Raw genomic sequence first — 19532 nt, forward strand, 5'->3', positions numbered from 1 at the left:
CAACGACGGCAGCACAGACCGATCGGCGACACGGCTGCGGCGCCTGCGAGGAGGAGGAAGTGTGGGAGCCATGGGGTGCCTTCCGGGTGAGGTGTTCTGCTCTGCCCTCACGAAACGGCGGCGTCCTCACCAGGCGGCTCACCAGGACAACCCCCACCGCATCACGACTCGAACCAGCCCGCAGTGGTGACTCCCCAGGACCTCCCCACCGCAGGCCACAGCCTCAAGACGGCCCGACCGGTGCAGTCCAAAGCCTGTGCACGCTGTAAGGACCGAGGCGAAGGCGCAGGAGTAGCTCCCTGGTGGCAGATAGCGAGTGCAGCTGAAGGTGCCCGGTTCCCGTCACAGCGCGGGCGGCCCCATGCCCTGTTCGGCAACTCTCGCAGTGGAGGGCCTTCCGCGCCCGCCACCCCTACCCAGTCCGTCCCTGCAGCCTGCGGGCGCGCCCAGCTGCGGAAACCGGGAGCGGTCGTGGCGTGGGTGGGCTGTGCTGCCGGATCCGGTGGCGGAGGGCTTCTACGGCAGGGATGGGGTGGGGTGGTGGGGTGTGATGAGGGTGGTGAGGTGGCGATGGGTTTCGGGGTCGGTGGAGTGGACGCGGGTGGTGTGGGTCCCGCGGGTGAGGAGGACTCGGTAGATGTTGAGGGCGAGGGGGAGGTACTCCTCGGATGTGAGGTCGCGGAGTTTGGCGTCATGGCTTTTGTCGGGTTGGGCGGTCCAGCGGTTGTCGCGCCAGGTGAGGTCGGGGCCGATGATGACGGCGGAGTGGTGGTACTCGAGGCCTTGGGCGGTGTAGACGCAGCCGACTTGCTGGTGGCCGCCAGTGTGGCTGGCCCAGAGTTGGCTGGGGGGCGCGAGTGGTTCTCCGTCGGCGGTGGTGAGGGCGGTGGAGGCATTCCACGCTGCTTGCCAGACGCTGGTCCCGCCGTTGGGCGAGGTGACGGGGATGCGGATGTCCAGTGGCAGGGTTCGATCGGCCTGGCGGGTGGGGGTCCACGGCCAGCAGAACCCGGCGGTGATTCGCGCGCTGTGTCCGGCGGCGGTGGCGCGTTCGACTTCCTCCTGGAGCGCGAAGGGGCTCTCACACAGCCCGAGATCATAGCCGGCCTGTCCCGTCCAGGGCTCCGGTGAGCCGTAGAGGAGGCCTTCGACCCAGTCGGTGTAGGCCTTCGAGCCCTGGCAGCGGAATGAACCGCTGAGCTGCAGGGCGTGGTGGCGGCGTCCCGTCGCGTGAGCCAGGGCTGCGATCTCGGCGACGGACACGCCTTCGTTGGGCCGGATCACCTGGCGCTCGTCCATGAACACCACCACCAGTGGGACATGCGAGAGGGCCGCGGCGAGTTCGGGCGCCATCCGCCCGCCGGTGCGCGCCATGCGCTGTGCCTCGTCGATGACGACGGCTCTGGCTCGGCTGGCGGTGCTGCGCAGGCTGGAGGCGGCGGGGAACAGCTCGCGGGCTCCGGGGTGGCTGGCGGTGGCATCCAGGAGGTGGGCGCGCAGTGTGCCCGAGGGGGTGACGAATCGAGGGGAGGCGTCGGGGTGGGCACGCATGAAGTGGCTGAGCAGGCGCACGGCCAACGCCGATTTGCCGCTGCCGGGCCCGCCGTGGACTGTGATGATCGCCCCCTGTTGCGGAGGCGGGCTGTCGGAGCCGGCTTCGCCTTGGGGGCGGGGTGCGCTGCGCGGCAGGCTGCGGGCGGCCTTGTCGCGGATCCGGTTGAAGGCGTCCTGCTGGTCGCCTATCAGCGCGAAGGCCGGCTGGCCAGCCAGGACGGACCCGACGTGATTGAGGAGGCCGGCCGACGGCGCCCAGCGAATGCCCTCGAAGACGGCGCTTTGGGTGGGGCTGATCGTGCCCACATCGTCGCAGCGCAGCAGGCGAGCCAAGGCCGCTGGGGGAGCTGTCAGATCGCCGGCGGTCAGGACGGGGATGTCCTCGAAGCCTCCGGCGGCGGAGCTGAGGGCGGCGCCCTGCTCGGCGGTTGCGTTGTGAAGGACCACGGCCGCACGCGACTCCAGGCGCGGTGCCCCCTCGGGCCGCCAGTATTCGAAGAAGCTCCGGTAGGCGGCGACCTGGTGGACGGGATGCGTGGTCACCACCCCGTCGCTGCGCATGACCCGGCCGCCGTCCAGGATCCGGCAGGTCTGCCACTGCTTGAGCTCGACCACCACGAGGGTGAGCCCGCCATCCGGCGCGGTGCCAACCAGCAACGCGTCCAGGCGCCTGCCTCCGCCAGGAGTCCCGTACTCCAGGTACACCCGCAGATCCGACAGCCCAGCCCTCACCATGGCCGCGAAAAGGGGCGGCCAGCTCGCACGCCAGCTTCGCACCTCACCCTCGTCTGGAGTTCCGAACCCCGAGGCTCGGTATCGGTTGACGCACCTTGCGATGAACGCGGGGCTGTGCACCAAGGCGGCGATCTTCCCTACCGTGCCCGCCGCCGCGCATGCGACACCCGCCGACTGCTCCTCGTCGAAGTTCTGAAGCCCTAACCGGACGGGAACGAAGTCCCTCTCATACGGCATCTCCATGTCGCTCATGGTGGTTCCCCCGGCATCCTGTCGACGAGTGCGCTCGCCCGCTGCCGCCGAGCCCACTGGGCGTGCGAGTCAGCTGCCATGCGGTCGCGACGCACTCGCTGATTTGTTGTCAGTGGGTGCCTGCACACTGGGAGTTCGCTCCCCAGCACCCTCGATCATGAGACGAGGAAACACTATCGACCTGTCGATAGCAACCTGCTTATGATGGCCTGCATGAAGATGTCGACGTTCGTCATGGTCCATGTCGGCCAGAGCACCGAATCCCAGCGAAACCTCGAGCACGGCATCGAGACCCTCTCCTGGGGCTTCCCCGAGAAGAAGCCCGAATACGACACCGCACAGCCCCGCTTCGCGATCCTCGCCACCGGAGCCTCTCCCCGCGTACAACTGCCCGACTGGCTCGGCGGCACCGCCACCCTCTACCTCTTCCAGGTCCGCGGCGGCTTCTACGAAGGCCAAGCCTGGCACTGGCCCGACGAGGAAGCCGAACGGCGCCTGAAGTACCCCCAACGCTTCGGCATCGAGCCCCTCGCCAAGCTCGAGAACGTCCCCCTCGGCCCCGAAGGCCCCCTCACCGAGGCCGGCAGCGACGCCATCCGCCGCTCGGGCACCGACCGCGGCATGGGCAAACTCGTCCAGATGCCCGCCCAGCGCCTCCTCGACCTCGCCGGCATCCCCTTCGACCCCGAGGAACCTGAAGACGTCCCCCTGGACCAGTCACCCGGCTTCACCGCCGACCAGGTCGACGGCAAGAAGAAGCCCCAGCGCCGCCGCCGCGGAGCCGGCTACATCTCGGACCCCAAGAAGCGCAAGACCATCGAGGAGCACGCAGAGCGACTGGCCATCGACCACTACGAGAACCAGGGCTGGACCATCGAGAAGCTCGGCAAGCCCTACGACCTGCGCTGCACCCGAGGCACGGAGGAACGCCACGTCGAGGTCAAGGGAACCACAGGCGCCGCAACCAGCGTGGAACTCACCATCAACGAAGTCCTCCACGCCCGGGACAAGGACAACACCGTCGACCTATACGTCGTCAGCGACATCAGGGTCGACACCCACACCGATCCCTACACGGCCAGCGGAGGAACCGTCTCGCACTACACCGACTGGGAGCCCGCCGAGGAAGACCTCCGGCCCCGCAAGTACGAATACCGCCTCCCCGAAGACACAGCGCGAGACGCGCGCGTTATCAGGAAGCGGTTGATGCGCTGAACGCCCGGTCGCCGACCTGCGACCGGTCCGTGTCGGCCGTCGTGGCGGGGCCCGGCCGCGGCCGCCGGGTGACCCGGGGCCGCGATGACCTCGCAGCAGACCGGGGCGGAGCCGCCGCGCGTGGGATTCCGCTCTGCCAGGAGTGCCCGGCCCGGCTTGTGGAGTCACAGCAGACCCCCCGAAGCCTGACGCGGCAGGGCCCACTGGCCGTATGCGCCAGGCGTTGCGCGACGAACTCGAGCTCGTTCACGAATTTACGGCCAGAGCCTGGAGATTCCGCAGGAACCGAGGTGCCGTACCGCAGTGGGGGGAGACTGACGGGGAAGCTGAAGGGGAGACTCGGGTAGGAACCTGAGGGGGAGTCTGAGGGGGACGGCCAGCTGCCAACGTCTGACCGTTCTTGCAGGTGACCACCTGTCCGGCGGATGGTGACTGGGCTGACTCACCCCTGTGCGCGGGAAGAGAAGAGAGATGGGGACGGGTTCGGGGCGTGCTCACTGCCGTGGGTCGCTCTGGGTGCTCCGCACGGCCTCACCGCCGAGGGCTCGTGTCGTGAACTGAGCCGGCTTCTACCGAGCGGCGCGGAGTGGCCCATGGCAGGCCGAGGGCGGCGAGCGCGGAGAGCAGCGCCTGGTCGAGAGCCGACGGCCGGCTGCGCCTGGTCCGCTGCACCGCCTCCCCGGAGGCCTGGCGATGGCCGGCCGTCGTCTGGAAGGGGGGTGTGCTCCGCAACCGAAGGTCAACCCGCCTTTCTCACCGCGGCTCGCAGATCCGGACGCGCCACTCTGTCCGGGTGCGGTTCGCACCCCTGTCAGCGCGTCAACGGTCGGCCTCACCCGGAAGAGGGGTGCAATAGCCACTGCTGGGAGCCGCCCTCGGACGGACTGTTCCCGGCCCCCGTGGCGCTGTCGACCGCGGGCAGGTCCTCGGCTGCCGTCACACGTCGCCGGTCACCGCCCCGGTCGACAGCAACCACACCGGCACCGGCACCGCACAGACCCCGCCACACCGGACCACAGCTTCGGGTGAACCCGCGCAGGACGGTCTGCGGGCCGTCGGCCCCGACTGCTTCACTGCCCGCATGCCCGACGCCCACGAGGACCTGGAGCGAGCCCTCCGGGCGCTCTCCGCCACGGACGCATGCGCGCAGATCGAAGGGGTCCGCACGCTCATCAACATGGCCCTCCACGATGCCGCCCACCGGCGCCAGGCCCTCGACGCGCTGGAGGAGTTCGTCGCCCGTCGCCGGGGCAGGGCCGGCTACCGATCCGCGGCAGTCCAGTACGCGCGTACCGCCTTGTGCGCGTTCGCCCCGGACCGTGCCGTGCGTGGCCTCGTAATTTTGGAGGCCACCGCGGCCGCCATGCTCGCCACGGCGGCCGTGACGGGCCACCTGCTCGGCGACACCGGCCTCACCAGGGTGCTGATTACCGTGACGGTCTGGATGATGCTGTGGGCATCGGTCGCGGGCTTCCGCCGGTTCTGGCGCCCGTACCTGGGCGCGTGGGCGATCCTCTCCCAGTCGGCCCGCTGGTGCCGGACTGCCGGAGTCGTGGTCCTCGCCGTCTTCCCCACCGGCATCATCCGCAACGTACCCACCTCCCCCTCCACCGCCCTCCTGTTCGCAGCGGCAGCCGGCGCGGCGGGATGGCTCCTCTGGCTGCGCAAGCCCCACGCACCCCGTTTCTGACGAGCCCGGCACGGCGGCGCATTCCCCCTCCTGGGGTGACACTTTCACCGGCTGCGGGGCGCGAGACGGGGTGGGTGCGGCACGCTGGGACCCACCGGCGCAGGGGCCCGGCCAGCACGCCGTACGGCGGGAAAGAAGGTGGGGTGCGTGGACCAGACGCTGAGGGACTTGGGGGCTGCGCACGAGGGTGCGGTGGGGGTGCTGCTGGAGGACGGCAGTGAGCCGGGGCCGGTGTACTTCGACGTGGGCAGCGGCGGGCACATGCCGTCGTCGACGCAGTGGCACGCGTACGACGGCCGGTTCGGCTGGCCGAGTACCCGCTCGACTGGACCGTGCTGGACGACCAGCGGCCTCTGTACGAGGCGGATGTCGATCTGGCCGGGCCGATTGCAGCCTTGACCTGTGGTTTTAGGTGAACAGGGCGGCCAGGTCGGTGTTGCACCGTCGTGTTGCAGACTCACGCTGCACTCCTGGGCGTGTGGACAAAACTCCTGCTCACCATGACTGTCGAGGTGGAAGCATGTCCTCATGACGGAGGCTGCGAAGAAGATCCTTGTGGACACTGCGGATCTGGGGGCGGGAGACCTCTCCCGGTTTCAGGCTGTGATGGAGCAGCAAAGCCGTGAGTGGCGTGTGCACTTGGGCCAGCAACTGGCTACTGCTGTAGCGGCAGTTATCCCGGTCTTTCCCCGGATCAGCCTCCCACCGATGGTGGAACTCGATCGCTTCAACAAGGTCCTGGGCCAGCAGCTGGCCGAGCTGACGGTCTTCAACGACAGGCTCCGTCGGGCCTTCGAGCCGGTCATCGAGCCGCTGACTGCGGCCTTCGCCTTCGACGACTGCTGGCGTGATCAGTGGCGCGATCTCTTCGCATCGATCAGCGGGCTGGTCCGCAACCTGTACCCGGAGAACATCCGAGAGGCCCTCCCAAGGTTGCGGGAGCTGCAGTTGCTGGAGGTGCTACTGATCGATGAGGGCATTCCACTGATGTGGGTGCCTGGGCCGCAGACCGTCAGTGCCTTGCTCGACGCCCCGGACGCGGTAACTCGGCGGCGGTTGATCGGGCAGCGCTGGAAGGGCATCGTCACCGACTGCGAAGTGGTCCTCGAAACAGTCGACCACCCACAGCTCAGGGAAGGCCGTGACTTCGCCCTCGGCGCGGTGGCCGCATTGCGTGATGGCCATACCGCAGCGGCTCAGGCCCTGGCCGCGAACCCGACCAGGAACGACTTCAAGGCCAAGGGCATCAGGTTCAAGCTGGACGAGTACAGGGTGACCATGGCCTTGACCTTTGCCCCGGTCTGGCACGCGCACGCCAAGTACTTCCCGAAGAACGGCGACCCCATTCCCAGGGTCTTCGGTCGCCACCCCAGTGCTCATGGAATTTCCCGTATGCAGTACTCCAGGGTGAACACGGTGTACGCGCTCATGCTCGTCACATCCGTCATCAAGTTCTTCGATGTCGAGATGTCCTAGCTGTACGGCCCTGTGGGAACGGAGGCCGCCGGGACGCCCGTCCCGGCGGCCTTGCTGCCCGCGACCGCATCACACCGACGAAGCCATGGGACCGGCGCCCAGCAGCTCGTCCGCAAAGCGCAGCAGCGCTGCGCCCTAGTCGCCTCCTCGATGGCTGGGACACCTCGGATGGGCTCACTAGCAGGTGGACCAGACACCTTCAAGTCGGATGAAAGCGTGATGATCGGTCCGCTAGCGTCACCTCCGGTGGCGCCACGAGGAGCCCCACGACGCGTCAGTTCCAGGGGGCCTGTTTATGGTCATCGACTTCTCCACCTTCGGATCGGGGCCCGCCCCGACACCCACCGACCCGCGGGTGCTGTTCGACGCGCTGCCCGGACGGGCCGGCGCCGCGTCCGGCCTGGCCGTGTCTGCGGAGCCCCTGCCGTGCCCCCGTACCGGCAGGGGCTGAGCCGGCCAGAGTCGCGGGACGGGCGCGGTAGCCCCAGTGGGGCCCGGGTCAGGCGGCCGTAGTGCGCCGGAGCCCGGCCCGGGCCCACACCAGGCGTGGGAACGCAGGAGGGGACCGACGTGCTCGTACGGGACCTCCAGAGCGCCTTTCCGCTGCCGGTTGCCGGTACTGAAGGCAGCCTCCGCTGCGGCGCCGGTCCTGTCGCTCGATGCTGGTCTACGGCCAGTGATGTCGCCTGGCGGCACCGCGAGCATGCCGAGGTCTTCTTCAGGCGCGGCCGGTACCGAGGTTGCGAGCCTGTTGTCAGTGGTGGGTGGAAGGCTGGCCCGGTGATCACCCCACAGCTGGCTGCGACATACCTGGCCGATGAGATGGAGCGCTGCCCCATTCCGATGGCGCCGGGTCGTTTCCGCTACAAATACAACCGGGACGCCAGGCACGACTTCGTCTTCTTCGGACACCAGCCTGTGCGCGCGTACAAGAAGTCCAATCGGTGGATGTTCCACGAGCCAGAGGTCCGGGCCGCCGGGCGTGCCATTGCCGTGCTGCCATGGGACCCGGACGACGTGGTCGACCCGCGTCCAGGCGGCCCGAGCAGGCAGGGCGGCAGTCTTCTCGAGCCCACGGGGTGGCGCGCACAGATTCATGGGTTGGTCGACAGTGCCGCTCGTACCGCACACGATCGGAGCGGCTGCTCGTGCGACACCCGGTGGGGATACAGCCCTGAGAAGAGTTGGGGTTTGAGGTGCGGACTGACCGCGGACACCCTGCGCGGCCAGTACAGCGAGTACGCGATGGCCTGCGTACTACCCGTGCCTGCCCTGGTATGGACCCGCGACACCTGGCTGATCCCCCGAACCCTCGCCCTGATCCTCGACCAGTGGGAAGAGACCGACGAAGCCCTTGGCCGCACTCCCACCCCCTGCAAGGTGTGCGGGGCCACCGTTGCCGAACCCGGCCTACGCGGGGCCACCGCCAGCGGCGGGCAGAGGTTGTGCCCCACCTGCGCGCAGACTGCGCTGCTCAGCTACGCCGGGCAGTTCCAGGGGCGCGCCTACTCCAAGATCCGTGAGAACGGACCCCGGGCCGAGGAATACCTCTGCCTGCTGTGTGACCCCCCGCGCCCGGCTGCTGTCTGGGACCACTGCCACGACCACGGCCTGGTCCGTGGTCCGCTGTGCGGCGGTTGCAACACCATGGAGGGCCACGGCAAGGAGTTCTTGACTCTGAAGGGCGCCACGGCACATCTGCTGCGGTGCGCCCAATGCCGTACCCGCCGGACCCTACCCACGAACCACCGCCTCGCCGTGTTGCGCCGACATCTCCACCGCGAACAGGCAACAGAAGGCCGGGACTGCCCCCTGCACATGTGCGTGCGGATCACTGCAGAGGACGGCGGCGGATACACCTACACCGTCATGTGCGCAGACCGGGCGCAGTCCTTCCACTTGCCCGCCGAAGAAGCATCCCGCATTCAGGCGGAGGCAGTCAGGGAGGGACTCGCCCACCCGTCCCAGCACCCCGAAAGACGTTGAACATCTCGCGGGGACGCTCGCCGCCGGCTGCTCCGGCACCACCAGTGCTCAAGATCAACGAGTATCGGGGGATGTTGGCGGCCGTGTGGGCCGCGCACGCGGAAGGGGACCTGCCCACCGCGGTCGCCCTCGCCTACAAGCTGGAGACCGCCCTGGCCGGCTGGTTCGGCGAGGACGCCGCCACCATCACCGTGTTGACCGCCCGGGCCTGGCTCACCCTCTGCCAGCGCACCGACTGGCACGGGACCACCGAGCTGCTCATCACGACCGCCCTGCGCTGCCAGGCCGCCCGATACCGCCCCGAGGCCGACACGATCCGCACGGCCCGCAACGCGCACGCCTGCTGGCACCTGCTCCGCAAGGAATTCCCGGAGGCGGCTGCCGACCTCGCGGGCCGGCTGGCGGACATGCTGGCCATTCTCGGCGAGGACTACCGCCGCGACGACGTGCTCGCCTGGACCGCGGTGCCCGCTTCCAGCTGACCGGACGTGCGATCGACGCCCGGGCGCCAGGGTCGCTCGTCCGAGTCGGTTTCGGGGCGGGGTCGTGTCGCGGCGGCGGTCCCGGCATTGACCGGGCATGAGCACCATCAAGCGCGCGGCGGTAGCCGCGGTGGCCGTGGTGGCGGTGGCGGCGCCGGCCGCTCCCTCCGCCACGGCGGCCCCGGCCTACAAGTGCGCCAGCAGCACGAAGGACATCGACGACGGCGGCTATGACGGGCCGTGGCCGGACAACTGGAAGGTGACGGTGAAGACGTGCGCGGCCCGGTCCGGGGGCACCGTTTATGCGTACGCCGAAGTGCGCTGGGACGGGGCGAGCTTCTACCCGGTGGACGACCCGACGATTTTCGACGGGGCCAAGCTGCGAGTGCAGATCAAACAATCCCGCGAGGGCACCGACCCCGTGGTGGCCGAGCGCGACTTCCCCCAGCTCGAGGAGTGGCTGGAGGACAGCACGTCCAGCGGGGCGCGCACCGGCACCTACCGGACCGCGACCATCAGCCACCGGGCCGGCGCAGCCGCGCTCGGTGACTCGGTGCTATTCCTGGACTGGCGCCGCGACGGACGGGGGTACCAGCGCCACGACTACACGGCTTCCCCGGCCGTCTGAGCTTGTCGTCGGTCACCACCGACAACGACACGACGTCGCTGGCCCCGACCGGCGCCGGCGACAGACGAGCGAGCGGAGACCGTGCACCGCCCCCGCCGTGCGGGGAGCCGATCAGTCGGCCTCCGGGGTTGGTCGGGGACGGAAGAAGCCCCTGACCGGGGAAGGTCGGGGGCTTCATATCCGTCCTCGCCGGGCGGGGACAGCTCCTCGCGGCAACGAGGAGGGTGCGTCATCTTCCGGACAGGGAGACCACGACCGTGCCCGAGGGCACTGACTCCATTGACGTGCCTGGGAGTCGAGAACGCAAGAGAAACTCGGAATATTACTTTTGTGTAACCACTTGACCGGATCGAACAGTTGAGGTCGATGGACACAGGGCCGTGGCTGAGGTAACCCTAATATTCCGCTTTCTCGGCTTGTCATATCCTTACAACCCTTCTTTGGGGATGCTTATGTGACGACCTCTCGTACAACGGCGCCGGCAAGCGCCGGAGAGGCCCTCTTCCGGACACAGGCCCGACTGCCGATGGAGGTCACACCCCCGTGAACGCGCGTCACCGAATGATCGGTATCTGCATCGCCCTCACCCTTTTCATCGCACTGACGATCACGATGCTCGCCTTGGGCCAGACGGCGGCCGCGGCCATTTCCTTGATCCCCGCGATCGCCTTCGGCGTCCGGGAGGTGGCCCAGGCCTTCGCAGGCGTACGCCCCCACGCTCCGAGCCCCACCGACCCGAAGACGACGCCCGGCGCCAGCGACGAACTCCCCGGCGAGCAGCCCACGTGAGCGAGAAGCCCGGGCCCAAGCCGCACGACATCGCGCCCGGCGTCAAGGACAACCACCGTGCATGGATCACCCCGCTACGCGCCGCCTGGCAGGAGTCCGGACTCAGCCTGATCGCGCTTTCGTTGCAGACCGGCATCCGCGGCCCGCAAAAGGTGCAGTCGTCACGAATTTCCGAAATGCTCAAGGGAGTCGCAGGCTACCCGCGGTGGGAGTCCGTCCTGTCCGTCTACCAGGCGCTCTCCACGAAGCCGACCAATAGCCTTTCCGGCATCACGGAGCGCGAGCTGCGGACCTATTGGACGCTCGGGGCCCAGGACCTGGGCAAGAAGCCCGACTGGATCGAAGGAAACCTGACCGAGGAGCGGGACCGCCTGGCCCGGCAGAGGAAGTGGATGATCGGCGCGGCGGCATCGGTGTGCGGCACCCTCCTGGTCTTCCTGGCCCTCCTCGGTTACTTGGGCACGACCGTCGGCGGCCCGCATCCCTGCGACGGCGGAGCCTGCCTCGTGAGCCCCGGGGGACCCACGAGCACGCCGTATCCGACACCGACCTTTCCGCCGAGCTCACCGGTGCCCGGACCGACCGAGACCCCCTGGTCACCGGAACCCCTGCCGACCGACCTCTATCCCGGGCGCCCGCAGCCAAGCCCCACCGAGAGGCACGCCTTCGTTCTCGGCCCGACAGCGGTATACCGCTACGAAGCGCCCGAGCCACCGGTGGCCCGCTGGCGGTTGCCGGCTGGCGCCTACTACCGCCTGGAATGCGAGGTGTTCATCCAAGGCCACCTCTACGCCCGTATCGCCGGTACATCAAACGACTACGTCAGCATCACCAGGAACCCCGGACTCGGCGTCATCGACGTCGGAATGAACTGGTGCTACGACGTACGCCCCTGAGGCCGAAAGGCCGCCGACTGCCCGGCCTCGACCACTGGCCACATCCGGCGCTCACATCACCACCCTGCGATCTCTCGCTTTCGAGTCAGCACATGACCTGCGCGTCTCTCACTCAATGACAGTGACCCCACGCCCTGAGACAGTCCCCGGGTGGATGGCCGGCCGTCACCCCCGACAGCTTCCCAGGTTTCTTCTTGACCTGATCAGCCGCGGGCGGGTGCGTCGTTCTGACCGTGCGCGAGGGTCGGCAAGAGGGCCTCGGCGGTGTCGCACAGGGTGCAGGGGATGGTGCCGGGCCGCGCGAGCGCGTCGAGTGCTTGCATGGTGCCCAATGGGTGCGCGCGGTCGGTGGCGCCGGAGCAGCCTTCGGCGTGGATGGTGGCGGGCCGGCCGTGGGTGTGGCCGTCGAGCAGCCACGCCCACCGGGCCGGCGCCGGGGTACTGGTACGGGGGTGGGCGGGGATGCGGCCGAGGTCGACCCCGGGCAGCGGGCGCAGCTGTTCGGCGGTGACCCATGTGCTGTACTCGGCCGGTTCGACGCCGCCCCCGCACTGGTGGAGAGGCGGTATTCCGAACCTGCGCTATTCCTGTTGCTGCGACTGGTTCCTTCGGGGCTGGGGCACTGTGTCGGGCCATGGACTGTCCGGCGGCATGGCCCTCGCCGCTGGGCGTCCGGTGGCGATTCTGGTTCCCTCTTGAGCCTGCCGGAACGGGGGAGTGAATTTCTGCGTCGTAGCGCCGGAGCGCCGTGTCACGCCCCACTCCTGTCGGCTCTGTGTGGAATGTGTCGTTACTGTGCTCTCATGTCGTTTGACCCCGCCTCACGCCCCGCCGAATTCGCCTCGATGGACAGGGCGGAGTTCGCCTTTCCTGGTCCACTGCGCGACCGGCTCGTCGCGGCGATCCTTGACGGTTCAAAGACCTCCACGACAACGCTCGTCGTCGACTATGAGCACGAGGGCGAACCCCTGCCGGAAGTCGGGAGTCGTTCGGTGGTCATCGACTCCGACGAGCGTCCGGTCGCGATTATCGAGGTGACCGGAGTGCGCGTCGTCCCGCTGGCACAGGTGGACCTCGCGCACGTCGTGGATGAAGGGGAGGGGGACACCAGCGTGGCCCAATGGCGCGCGGGTCACGAGGAGTTCTGGCACAGCGAAGAGATGCGTGCCGCGTTGGAGGACCCCGAGTTCACCGTGAACGACGCGACGCCGGTGGTTCTGCAACGCTTCCGCCTCATCACCGACCTTCGCCCCGCCCATTGACCATTCTCCTGTCACTCGGTACTCCAAATGATCTTCGAGTGGGGTGGCCTGGACAAAGTGGTGCAGAGGGCGTTCACTCGCCCCGCGCCCAAGGGCGCGGACACGCAACTGGTCGCGCAGCTCAAAGCCACGAAGTCGGCCGCCGAAGCGCTCGGGATCTCCCGGTGGCAGGTGGAGCGGTACGTCGCGGGCCGGGCCAAGAAGCCGCGCGCCGGCCTCGCTGCGTGCCTGGAGCTCAAGGCCGAGCGGCGCCGGCAGCCACAGATCCGGGCCAAGGCCCGGGAGAAGGCGGCGCTCACCGGCGCATCGTCATCGACGCCCGCCTCGGGATTGCGTTCCAGGCCGGGGTAGCCGACGTTGAGTGACGTGGGTTGTTGCCTCTTGCGCAACAGGGCGGCGACGGCGCAGTGGATCTGGCCGCGGTTGGCCGGCAGATCTCGTCGAGGGTCGGTGGTATGGAGTTGGCAGAGCATCGGCTGGGCGCGGCCGGTAGACGCCCGAGGACCTCGCCCAGATCTCTCCGTAAGTCGCGGAGGAACATCCGCCTGTTCGGCGAGTGCGATGGCTTCGCGAACCGCACCTCCTTGAAGGGGTGCCCAGGGCAGCGGCGAGGTGCTCGCTGACCTGTCGCGCGGCGTTGGGGCGTAACGTGACCGTTCGCCTCCGCAGCCGGTCGCCGCGTCGGTGCTGCCGAGATGCGCGTCGAGCGACGTGGTGGGCGTTGTGCCCATTGGTTGCTCGGCTGGTCCACCACGAGGGATGCCGATCTGGTGGCCTGGCTGATGGCGGGGGAACTCGGAGCGTCCGTGAGGTGAGTGACGGACCTTGGCACGGGTCGTGGGGGGCTGGGCGGGGTCTGCGTACGTGGGCCCGGCACCGACCCTCCGGCCGGGGCGCTGATCGCGGGGATGGCGGCCCTGTGTTGCAGGGTTCCTGCGGCGCGAGATGCTCGGCTGCATGGAACGCTGGCGGGCCTACCGCGAGGCGCTCGAGCTGGAGTGACCGGTGCCGTGCCGGTTTGTCTATCTGCAGTACTTGTCGGCCGCTGTGGAAGCTCCCTTATCCCAGGCCTCGTCGTAGGTAGTGCGGCCTTGGGTTCCTGACTGGGTGCGCTGCTTGGCCTGGCACTCCTTCTTGACCCCCTCGTAGCCGTCGACGTAGCCGGTGGCCCTCTCCTCGTTGTCGTTCTTCGGGGCCGGGAAGTTCTGCTTGTGCGTGGTCACCGTGACCGTTCTCTTGATGACCTTGCCAAAGCGGTCCTTCAGGGTCTTGGTGACCACGGTGGTCGTAACGACCTTGACCTTGTTGCCGTGGTGGTCCCTGGTGGTCTTGGTGACCGTGTCGGTCTTCGTGGTTACGGTCTTGCCGTTGGGGTGGTGCCGGGTCGTGGTCCCCGTCTGAAATTTGGTGGTCGTGGTGCTGCCACCCGTGTGCTTCGGCTGCTCATGTACGGTCTGCACCGCTGTGACCTGCGAGGGCGCGGGTGCCGCGAAGGCGCTGGTGGGCAAGAGCGCTCCACCGGCGGCGAGCGCCCCGGAGGCGCCGAGGAGGGCGAGACGCTGGGTCAGCGTGGTACGGGTCATGCTGGTGCTCCTTGACATGCGAGACGACCGGGAGGCCGGGAGTACCGGCCCTGCCCGGCGGGCCCCTGTTGGGCCCGTGAATCCATTGGGCTTCAGCGAGCGCCTGCTGGTCATGACCCTGAAACTCGGGGCTTGACGGGCACCCATCTGCTGGACGGAGGGACCGCGCTGGTGACGACCCCGGCAGCGCCGTGTCGGCGCCGCCGTGCTGGCGGAGGGCGGCGCTCACCGCGTACGGATGGCGTGCCGACCGGTCTGGGTACGGGACCGTAGACCTGGCCCTGAGCCTGCTGGCCGGGGCGGTGGTGCTGGTCGGCACATCCCGCGGCCCGCTCCGCCGGCGCCGGACACCGCGCGCACTGGTGGAGAGGCGGTATTCCGAACCTGCGCTATTCCTGCTGCTGGGACTGATTCCTTCGGGGCTGGGGCACACTGCGTCGGGTCACTGTTCGGCGGCATGGCCCTCGCTGCTGACGTCCGGTCACTCTGTCCTAGTCCTCCTCGGAGGGGAGCGAATCCCATTCCGTCCACGCGCCGTCGCGCGGCACCATGAACAGCGGACGAGATCGCAGGACTTCCCCAACCGGTTGAGCGCGCAAGACGATCCCCGGATCATCCGGCCCTGCGTGGCCCTCGCACGTGTAGCGAAGCTGCACGTCATGCGCCTCGGCATACGCGATCATGTCGCTCTCCAGCTCCCCCATCTCCCTCCCGACCAGCAAGAGGCCGTTGTACGCGACCTGGGGGCCCTGCACAGCGTCGCAGGCGACGCCGAACAGGCCCGCGTCCTGGCTGACGTAGGCCGTGACGGCCGGTGTAGAAGACGCGCCCCTGCGGTGTATGTCGACTGACCGCGCCCGGTACCGGCCCGCTGGCGGTGCCGGGCGAGGTGCGGGTGATCGACCGCTTCCGTTCGGGGTCGGGTGGCCTGCGCCTGACGCTGGCCTGGCCCGCCAGCCTGCGCGGCACCGCCGCCCCGGGGCCGGCGGGCGGGGTGGTCCGCCACGGGGTCGCGTACGCCGGTCCGGGCGAGGCCTGCGTCTGTACGCGGCACGACTGCGGCGGCGTAATCCCGGTGTCCTGGTGCGCCGAGCACGGCGACGCGGTGGCACCCCGGCGGCGGGATCCGCTGCACCGACCTGTCCCGCGCACGCGGCCTCACGGCCGCCGGGGGTCGGGCAGACTGACCGCCCTGCCAGAGATCGAGAAGGCCGACGTCCTGCGCGAGGGCATCGAGGCCTACCTGGGCGAAGTCGACGCCGAGGACCTGGACGCCGACGACCTCGCCTGGACGCTGGTGAACGCCCTGCGCCGCGCGGAACGGCGAAGAGCCCCGCGTGAAAACGCTGCTGCCGGCCACGTCTGCTGCTGCGCCCGCGGCACCGCAGCGGACGGGGTGCCGGGCTGCGCATCCGTCCGAACCTCCCCGGCCTGGGCCACGGCGTTCTAACGTGGCCGGTAGCACCCGCGAGGAGGAGCCGATGAGCGCCCAGCCCGACCACACACCCACCACCCCGTACGCGCCCGCACCCGGCGCCCCGGCCGAGCTCCTGGCCCAGCTCCGGGCGGACCGGCGTGCCGAGCAGTGGGTGCCGGCTTTCGAGCGGGACTGGACGAAGGCACTGGAGGACGCCCGCCACGCCTTCAGCCTCACCCCCCTGCACGAGGTGGTGCGCATCTGGCAGTTGCGCGTGGCCGTGGCCCCGGACGTGGATGCCTTCATGGACTCCGGCCAGGACGACACAGGCTTCGTGGACCTGGACGACGTCTTCGGCGGCCGCCCGTGACCGACGAACACCCGTGGGCGGTGCGCCTGTCCCCGCAGGCCGCGAAGACCCTCACCGAGCTCCCCGACCCGGCCCGGGAGACGGTCCGCGACGTCCTCGACATCGCGGTGCGCTCCCCGTGGGGCTGGCCGCAGTGGAACGCCGGCGATCCCGAGGGCGAGGACGTCCGGGCTGCGGCTGTCGGTCAGCTCTCCGTCGTCTACGTGGTCAACCGCCTCTCCCGGCGGCTCTCCGTGCTGGGCATCGTCTGGCTCGGTTAGGTCTTGGCTGCGCCGGTTCCCCTGGTACCGGGCAGGTGCGGCCCTGGCGCTGGTTGCGCCGTGTGGGGTGGGCTGAGGCAGCGCCGGAGAATCTGTGCGTTCGCCCGACAGGCGGTGCGTCTTCCCGGAGTATGGAACCGCGTTGCAGTGAGGCGGTTCTCGGAGTTCGTGGCTGTGGCGAGGGGTTCGGACGGGGAGGGGGCTTCTGTGTCGAGGAAGCAGCGGATCGCGGTGATGGTGGGCGCGATGGTGGGAATCGTCTCGACTCCTGTCATCTGGTTGCTTGACGGACCGGATACCGCAGGAGTCGTGGGAGCCTCGATTCAGGCCGCCACCGGAGTTGCGGCACTGGTGTGGGCGTGGGCCCAGCCGCGGGCCGACACGGCCGACGCGTCAGGGGACACCGCGACGCAGACAGGCCGGGCCGAGGCCATCGGCGGCGGGCAAGCCCATACAGGCGTACGACGCCGTGGGGACGGCAGCCCTGGCACGGCTCGGGTTCAGGGCACCGGTGACGCCATCGCGCGAGGCACGGGTAGCAGCGCCGGCACCGGCATCGACTACACCGATTAAACGCGGCCATGCAGGTAGAGCCGAGGCCGGACGCGGCATGAGGTGGCGCCGAAGTAAGCAGCGTTCATCCCCTTCGAGGGACGATCTCGCGGCCTCCTCGGTCAGCGAGAGCGGTGACGCCATCGCGGCGGCGGCAGGCGCAGTGGCCGTCAGCGGCCATGTGGATCACTTGACGATCACCCACGCCGGTCCGCAAGGGCCAGTTCAGTGGCCGCTCCGCCTGGGATCGGTTCCCGCACTGGCATCTGCGTTCCAGCACCGGCCTGAAGTGCGCAACGCGATCGACCAGGCCGTCACCGGGCACACCGCGGTGGTGCTGACCCAAGTTCTGTCCGGGGGCGGCGGTGTCGGCAAAACCCAACTCGCCTCCGCGTACGCCCACCAGGCCCTGGTGGACGGCATCGACCTGGTGGTCTGGGTCGACGCCAGCGAAACGGACCAGGTGATCGCCCGCTACGCGGTCGCCGCCCACGTCCTTGATGCCCCCAACGCACTGGCAGGGCAGACCGGAGAGCAAGACGCCAGGGCCTTCCTTCAGTGGCTGGCCACCACCAAACGATCATGGCTCGTCATCCTCGACGACATCACCGACCCGGACGCGATGCAGCCGTGGTGGCCGCCATCATCGGTATGGGGCTGCGGCCGAGTGGTGGCAACCACCCGACGCCAGGATGCCGTCTTGTCCGGCGGTGGCCGTGCGGTTGTAGACGTCGACACCTACAGCCCACAGGAGGCCGACACCTACCTTCGTGCCCGGCTCCGAGCCGCCCGCGCGGAGCATCTGCTGGACACGCAGACACAAGCGCTGGCCGCGGCGCTGGGCAATCTGCCCCTGGCGTTGTCCCACGCGGCCGCCTACATGATCAACGAGGACGTTCCGTGCGCGGAGTACCTCCTCCGCTTCAACAGCAGTGCCGCGAAACTGGACGACCTGCTCCCGCGCCACGCGGACACCGAAGGCTACGGACGCCACGTCGCCGCCGCCCTCCTCCTCTCCCTCAACGTTGCCCAAGCCTGCGAACCCGTGGGCCTCGCCATCCCAGCACTGCGCCTCGCCGCCGTTCTCGACCCGGCCGGGCATCCACGCGACCTCTGGGGAGGACAGGCGGTCACCGACTACCTCACTGCCCACCGAGTACCCACACCGGGGGCAGACACCCTCACTCCGGTCGACGCCACCCAAGCCAGAGCGACGCTGAGGCTCCTGCACAGGTACAGCCTCCTCACCGACGATGCTCAGGCCGGATTCCGCGCTGTGAAGCTGCACGCTCTGACTGCACGCGCCGTGCGTGAACACACGCCGAGCGGAGAACAACGGGAGATCGTAAAGACGGCAGCCGAAGCACTCACAGCGCTGTGGCACAAAGGCGTGGAAAGGGCTGTGCTGCACACGAACGTCGACAGCCTCAACGACTTCGCAGGGGACATGCTGTGGGAGGTCGAAGGCCACCACCTGCTCCGCTGGGTAGGCCACAGCCTGAGCACTCGGGGCCTGGCCACCGTCGCCGTTCCGTACTGGCAGCGGGTAGCAGACACGAGTGAGCGCCTGCTCGGACGGACCGACCGCAAGACCCTGCTGGCCCGACGTGAGCTGGCTACGGCCTACCTGAGCGCGGGACGCACGAAAGATGCCTTCGCCGTGTTCCAGGAGGACTACGCATACGATGCCGAGGTACTCGTTGACACCTGCCTGAAGAAGCGCCCGGCAGGGGTCTCTCCAGACCCCCTAAGCCTGTTGGAAGACACGCTCGCGGTCCGGGAACGCCTCCTCGGCCCCACAGCCCCCGAGACCCTCTCATGCCGAGTACAGCTCAGCTTGGCCTACTGGAATGCGGACAAACAGTCACAGGCCATCAGCATGTTGAAGCTGGTCCTTAAGCACCGGAACGAGGAGTTGGGTAGTCATCATCCCGATTCAAGGGCAACGGCGCTCCGCCTGAACGAATTGCGATCTAAACGCAAAGGGCGGTGGTGGAAGACACCAGCCGGACCCTGACTCCTCGAAGTGCGGGCCAGCACGAGCAGCCGTCATGCGCGGGTGACGGTGGTGGGGTCGGCGTGCCATTCGCGTCCGCGTGCTCTGGGGAGATGAAGGCGACCGGGCGCCGGCCGCGGTCGTACGGCGGATCGGAGGGGTCCTCCCACACGGGGCCGATGTCCCGCAGGATCCCGGCCCTGCCGTAGGCGTCCTGGAGGCGGTGCCCGATGTCGTTGCGGTCGATCAATCCCGCCACCCCCGGTCAGGTGTGGGGATGGTGGCGGATACATGTGCCCCATCCGCACACGGCCCGTCGCGCCGCTGCGCCCCTGGCCAAACGCCAGGGGCTTCGGCATGCCCCAGGGGAGCCAAGAACGGCTGGCTCG

General features: G+C 69.0%; 19 protein-coding genes. 15 read left to right on the forward strand and 4 right to left on the reverse strand.

All coding sequences use genetic code 11. From position 1 onward, the window contains the following. Positions 1-516: 516 nt before the first annotated feature. Positions 517-2541, reverse strand: coding sequence for a DNA/RNA helicase domain-containing protein (locus ACZ6JS_RS35075; RefSeq protein WP_469304101.1), 2025 nt, complete (start codon positions 2539-2541; stop codon positions 517-519). 213 nt (positions 2542-2754) lie between these two features. Between ACZ6JS_RS35075 and ACZ6JS_RS35080 the strand changes: the two genes are divergently transcribed. From ACZ6JS_RS35080 to ACZ6JS_RS35120, 9 genes are all read left to right on the forward strand, one after another. Next, a complete protein-coding gene (locus tag ACZ6JS_RS35080; protein ID WP_469304102.1) occupies positions 2755-3756 on the forward strand; it encodes a protein NO VEIN domain-containing protein in 1002 nt (333 codons plus the stop codon). A gap of 1081 nt (positions 3757-4837) precedes the next feature. Continuing rightward, positions 4838-5446 carry a hypothetical protein gene (locus ACZ6JS_RS35085; protein ID WP_469304104.1) on the forward strand — a complete coding sequence of 203 codons (609 nt, stop codon included), beginning with the start codon at positions 4838-4840 and terminating at the stop codon, positions 5444-5446. A gap of 528 nt (positions 5447-5974) precedes the next feature. After that, complete coding sequence (locus tag ACZ6JS_RS35090) at positions 5975-6922, forward strand: hypothetical protein (protein ID WP_469304105.1); 948 nt, start codon at positions 5975-5977, stop codon at positions 6920-6922. A 295-nt stretch (positions 6923-7217) separates the two neighbouring features. Beyond that, the gene (locus ACZ6JS_RS35095) at positions 7218-7373 is read left to right on the forward strand and encodes a hypothetical protein (protein WP_469304107.1); all 156 of its coding nucleotides are present in this window, start codon (positions 7218-7220) and stop codon (positions 7371-7373) included. 329 nt (positions 7374-7702) lie between these two features. After that, on the forward strand, positions 7703-8908 hold the full coding sequence (locus tag ACZ6JS_RS35100; protein WP_469304109.1) for an endonuclease domain-containing protein: 1206 nt from the start codon (positions 7703-7705) through the stop codon (positions 8906-8908). Between the two features lie 71 nt (positions 8909-8979). After that, a complete protein-coding gene (locus tag ACZ6JS_RS35105) occupies positions 8980-9390 on the forward strand; it encodes a hypothetical protein (RefSeq protein WP_469304111.1) in 411 nt (136 codons plus the stop codon). A gap of 97 nt (positions 9391-9487) precedes the next feature. Further along, the gene (locus tag ACZ6JS_RS35110) at positions 9488-10018 is read left to right on the forward strand and encodes a hypothetical protein (protein WP_469304112.1); all 531 of its coding nucleotides are present in this window, start codon (positions 9488-9490) and stop codon (positions 10016-10018) included. 543 nt (positions 10019-10561) lie between these two features. Next, positions 10562-10807: a hypothetical protein gene (locus ACZ6JS_RS35115; protein WP_469304113.1), complete on the forward strand. Its 246-nt coding sequence runs from the start codon at positions 10562-10564 to the stop codon at positions 10805-10807. Continuing rightward, complete coding sequence (locus ACZ6JS_RS35120) at positions 10804-11703, forward strand: hypothetical protein (RefSeq protein WP_469304114.1); 900 nt, start codon at positions 10804-10806, stop codon at positions 11701-11703. Before ACZ6JS_RS35115 ends, ACZ6JS_RS35120 begins: the two co-directional genes overlap by 4 nt. 203 nt (positions 11704-11906) lie before the next feature. Here the strand turns inward: ACZ6JS_RS35120 and ACZ6JS_RS35125 are convergent, their stop codons facing one another. Next, the gene (locus ACZ6JS_RS35125; protein WP_469304139.1) at positions 11907-12272 is read right to left on the reverse strand and encodes a DUF6233 domain-containing protein; all 366 of its coding nucleotides are present in this window, start codon (positions 12270-12272) and stop codon (positions 11907-11909) included. Between the two features lie 234 nt (positions 12273-12506). Here ACZ6JS_RS35125 and ACZ6JS_RS35130 point away from each other — a divergent pair, with 234 nt between their 5' ends. Both ACZ6JS_RS35130 and ACZ6JS_RS35135 read left to right on the forward strand, forming a co-directional pair. Next, positions 12507-12965 (forward strand): ASCH domain-containing protein, encoded by a 459-nt coding sequence (locus ACZ6JS_RS35130; protein WP_381628672.1) that lies wholly within the window; start codon positions 12507-12509, stop codon positions 12963-12965. 27 nt (positions 12966-12992) lie between these two features. Continuing rightward, positions 12993-13316 (forward strand): hypothetical protein, encoded by a 324-nt coding sequence (locus ACZ6JS_RS35135; RefSeq protein WP_381628669.1) that lies wholly within the window; start codon positions 12993-12995, stop codon positions 13314-13316. Between the two features lie 671 nt (positions 13317-13987). Here the strand turns inward: ACZ6JS_RS35135 and ACZ6JS_RS35140 are convergent. Together ACZ6JS_RS35140 and ACZ6JS_RS35145 are read right to left on the reverse strand one after the other, a co-directional pair. Next, a complete protein-coding gene (locus tag ACZ6JS_RS35140; RefSeq protein ID WP_469304115.1) occupies positions 13988-14548 on the reverse strand; it encodes a hypothetical protein in 561 nt (186 codons plus the stop codon). 491 nt (positions 14549-15039) lie between these two features. Continuing rightward, positions 15040-15231, reverse strand: a complete 192-nt coding sequence (locus tag ACZ6JS_RS35145; RefSeq protein WP_469304116.1) for a hypothetical protein — start codon at positions 15229-15231, stop codon at positions 15040-15042. A gap of 212 nt (positions 15232-15443) precedes the next feature. On the opposite strand from ACZ6JS_RS35145, the gene ACZ6JS_RS35150 reads away from it, so the two are divergent. From ACZ6JS_RS35150 to ACZ6JS_RS35165, 4 genes are all read left to right on the forward strand, one after another. Further along, positions 15444-15998: a hypothetical protein gene (locus ACZ6JS_RS35150; protein WP_469304118.1), complete on the forward strand. Its 555-nt coding sequence runs from the start codon at positions 15444-15446 to the stop codon at positions 15996-15998. Between the two features lie 31 nt (positions 15999-16029). Beyond that, a complete protein-coding gene (locus tag ACZ6JS_RS35155) occupies positions 16030-16335 on the forward strand; it encodes a DUF6247 family protein (RefSeq protein ID WP_469304120.1) in 306 nt (101 codons plus the stop codon). After that, positions 16332-16595 carry a hypothetical protein gene (locus ACZ6JS_RS35160; protein ID WP_469304121.1) on the forward strand — a complete coding sequence of 88 codons (264 nt, stop codon included), beginning with the start codon at positions 16332-16334 and terminating at the stop codon, positions 16593-16595. Before ACZ6JS_RS35155 ends, ACZ6JS_RS35160 begins: the two co-directional genes overlap by 4 nt. 742 nt (positions 16596-17337) lie before the next feature. Continuing rightward, entirely contained in the window at positions 17338-19164 is a 1827-nt protein-coding gene (locus ACZ6JS_RS35165) for a tetratricopeptide repeat protein (RefSeq protein WP_469304123.1), read from the forward strand. The last annotated feature ends 368 nt before the right edge of the window (positions 19165-19532 follow it).

It is taken from the genome of Streptomyces sp. NPDC046349, assembly GCF_055587885.1.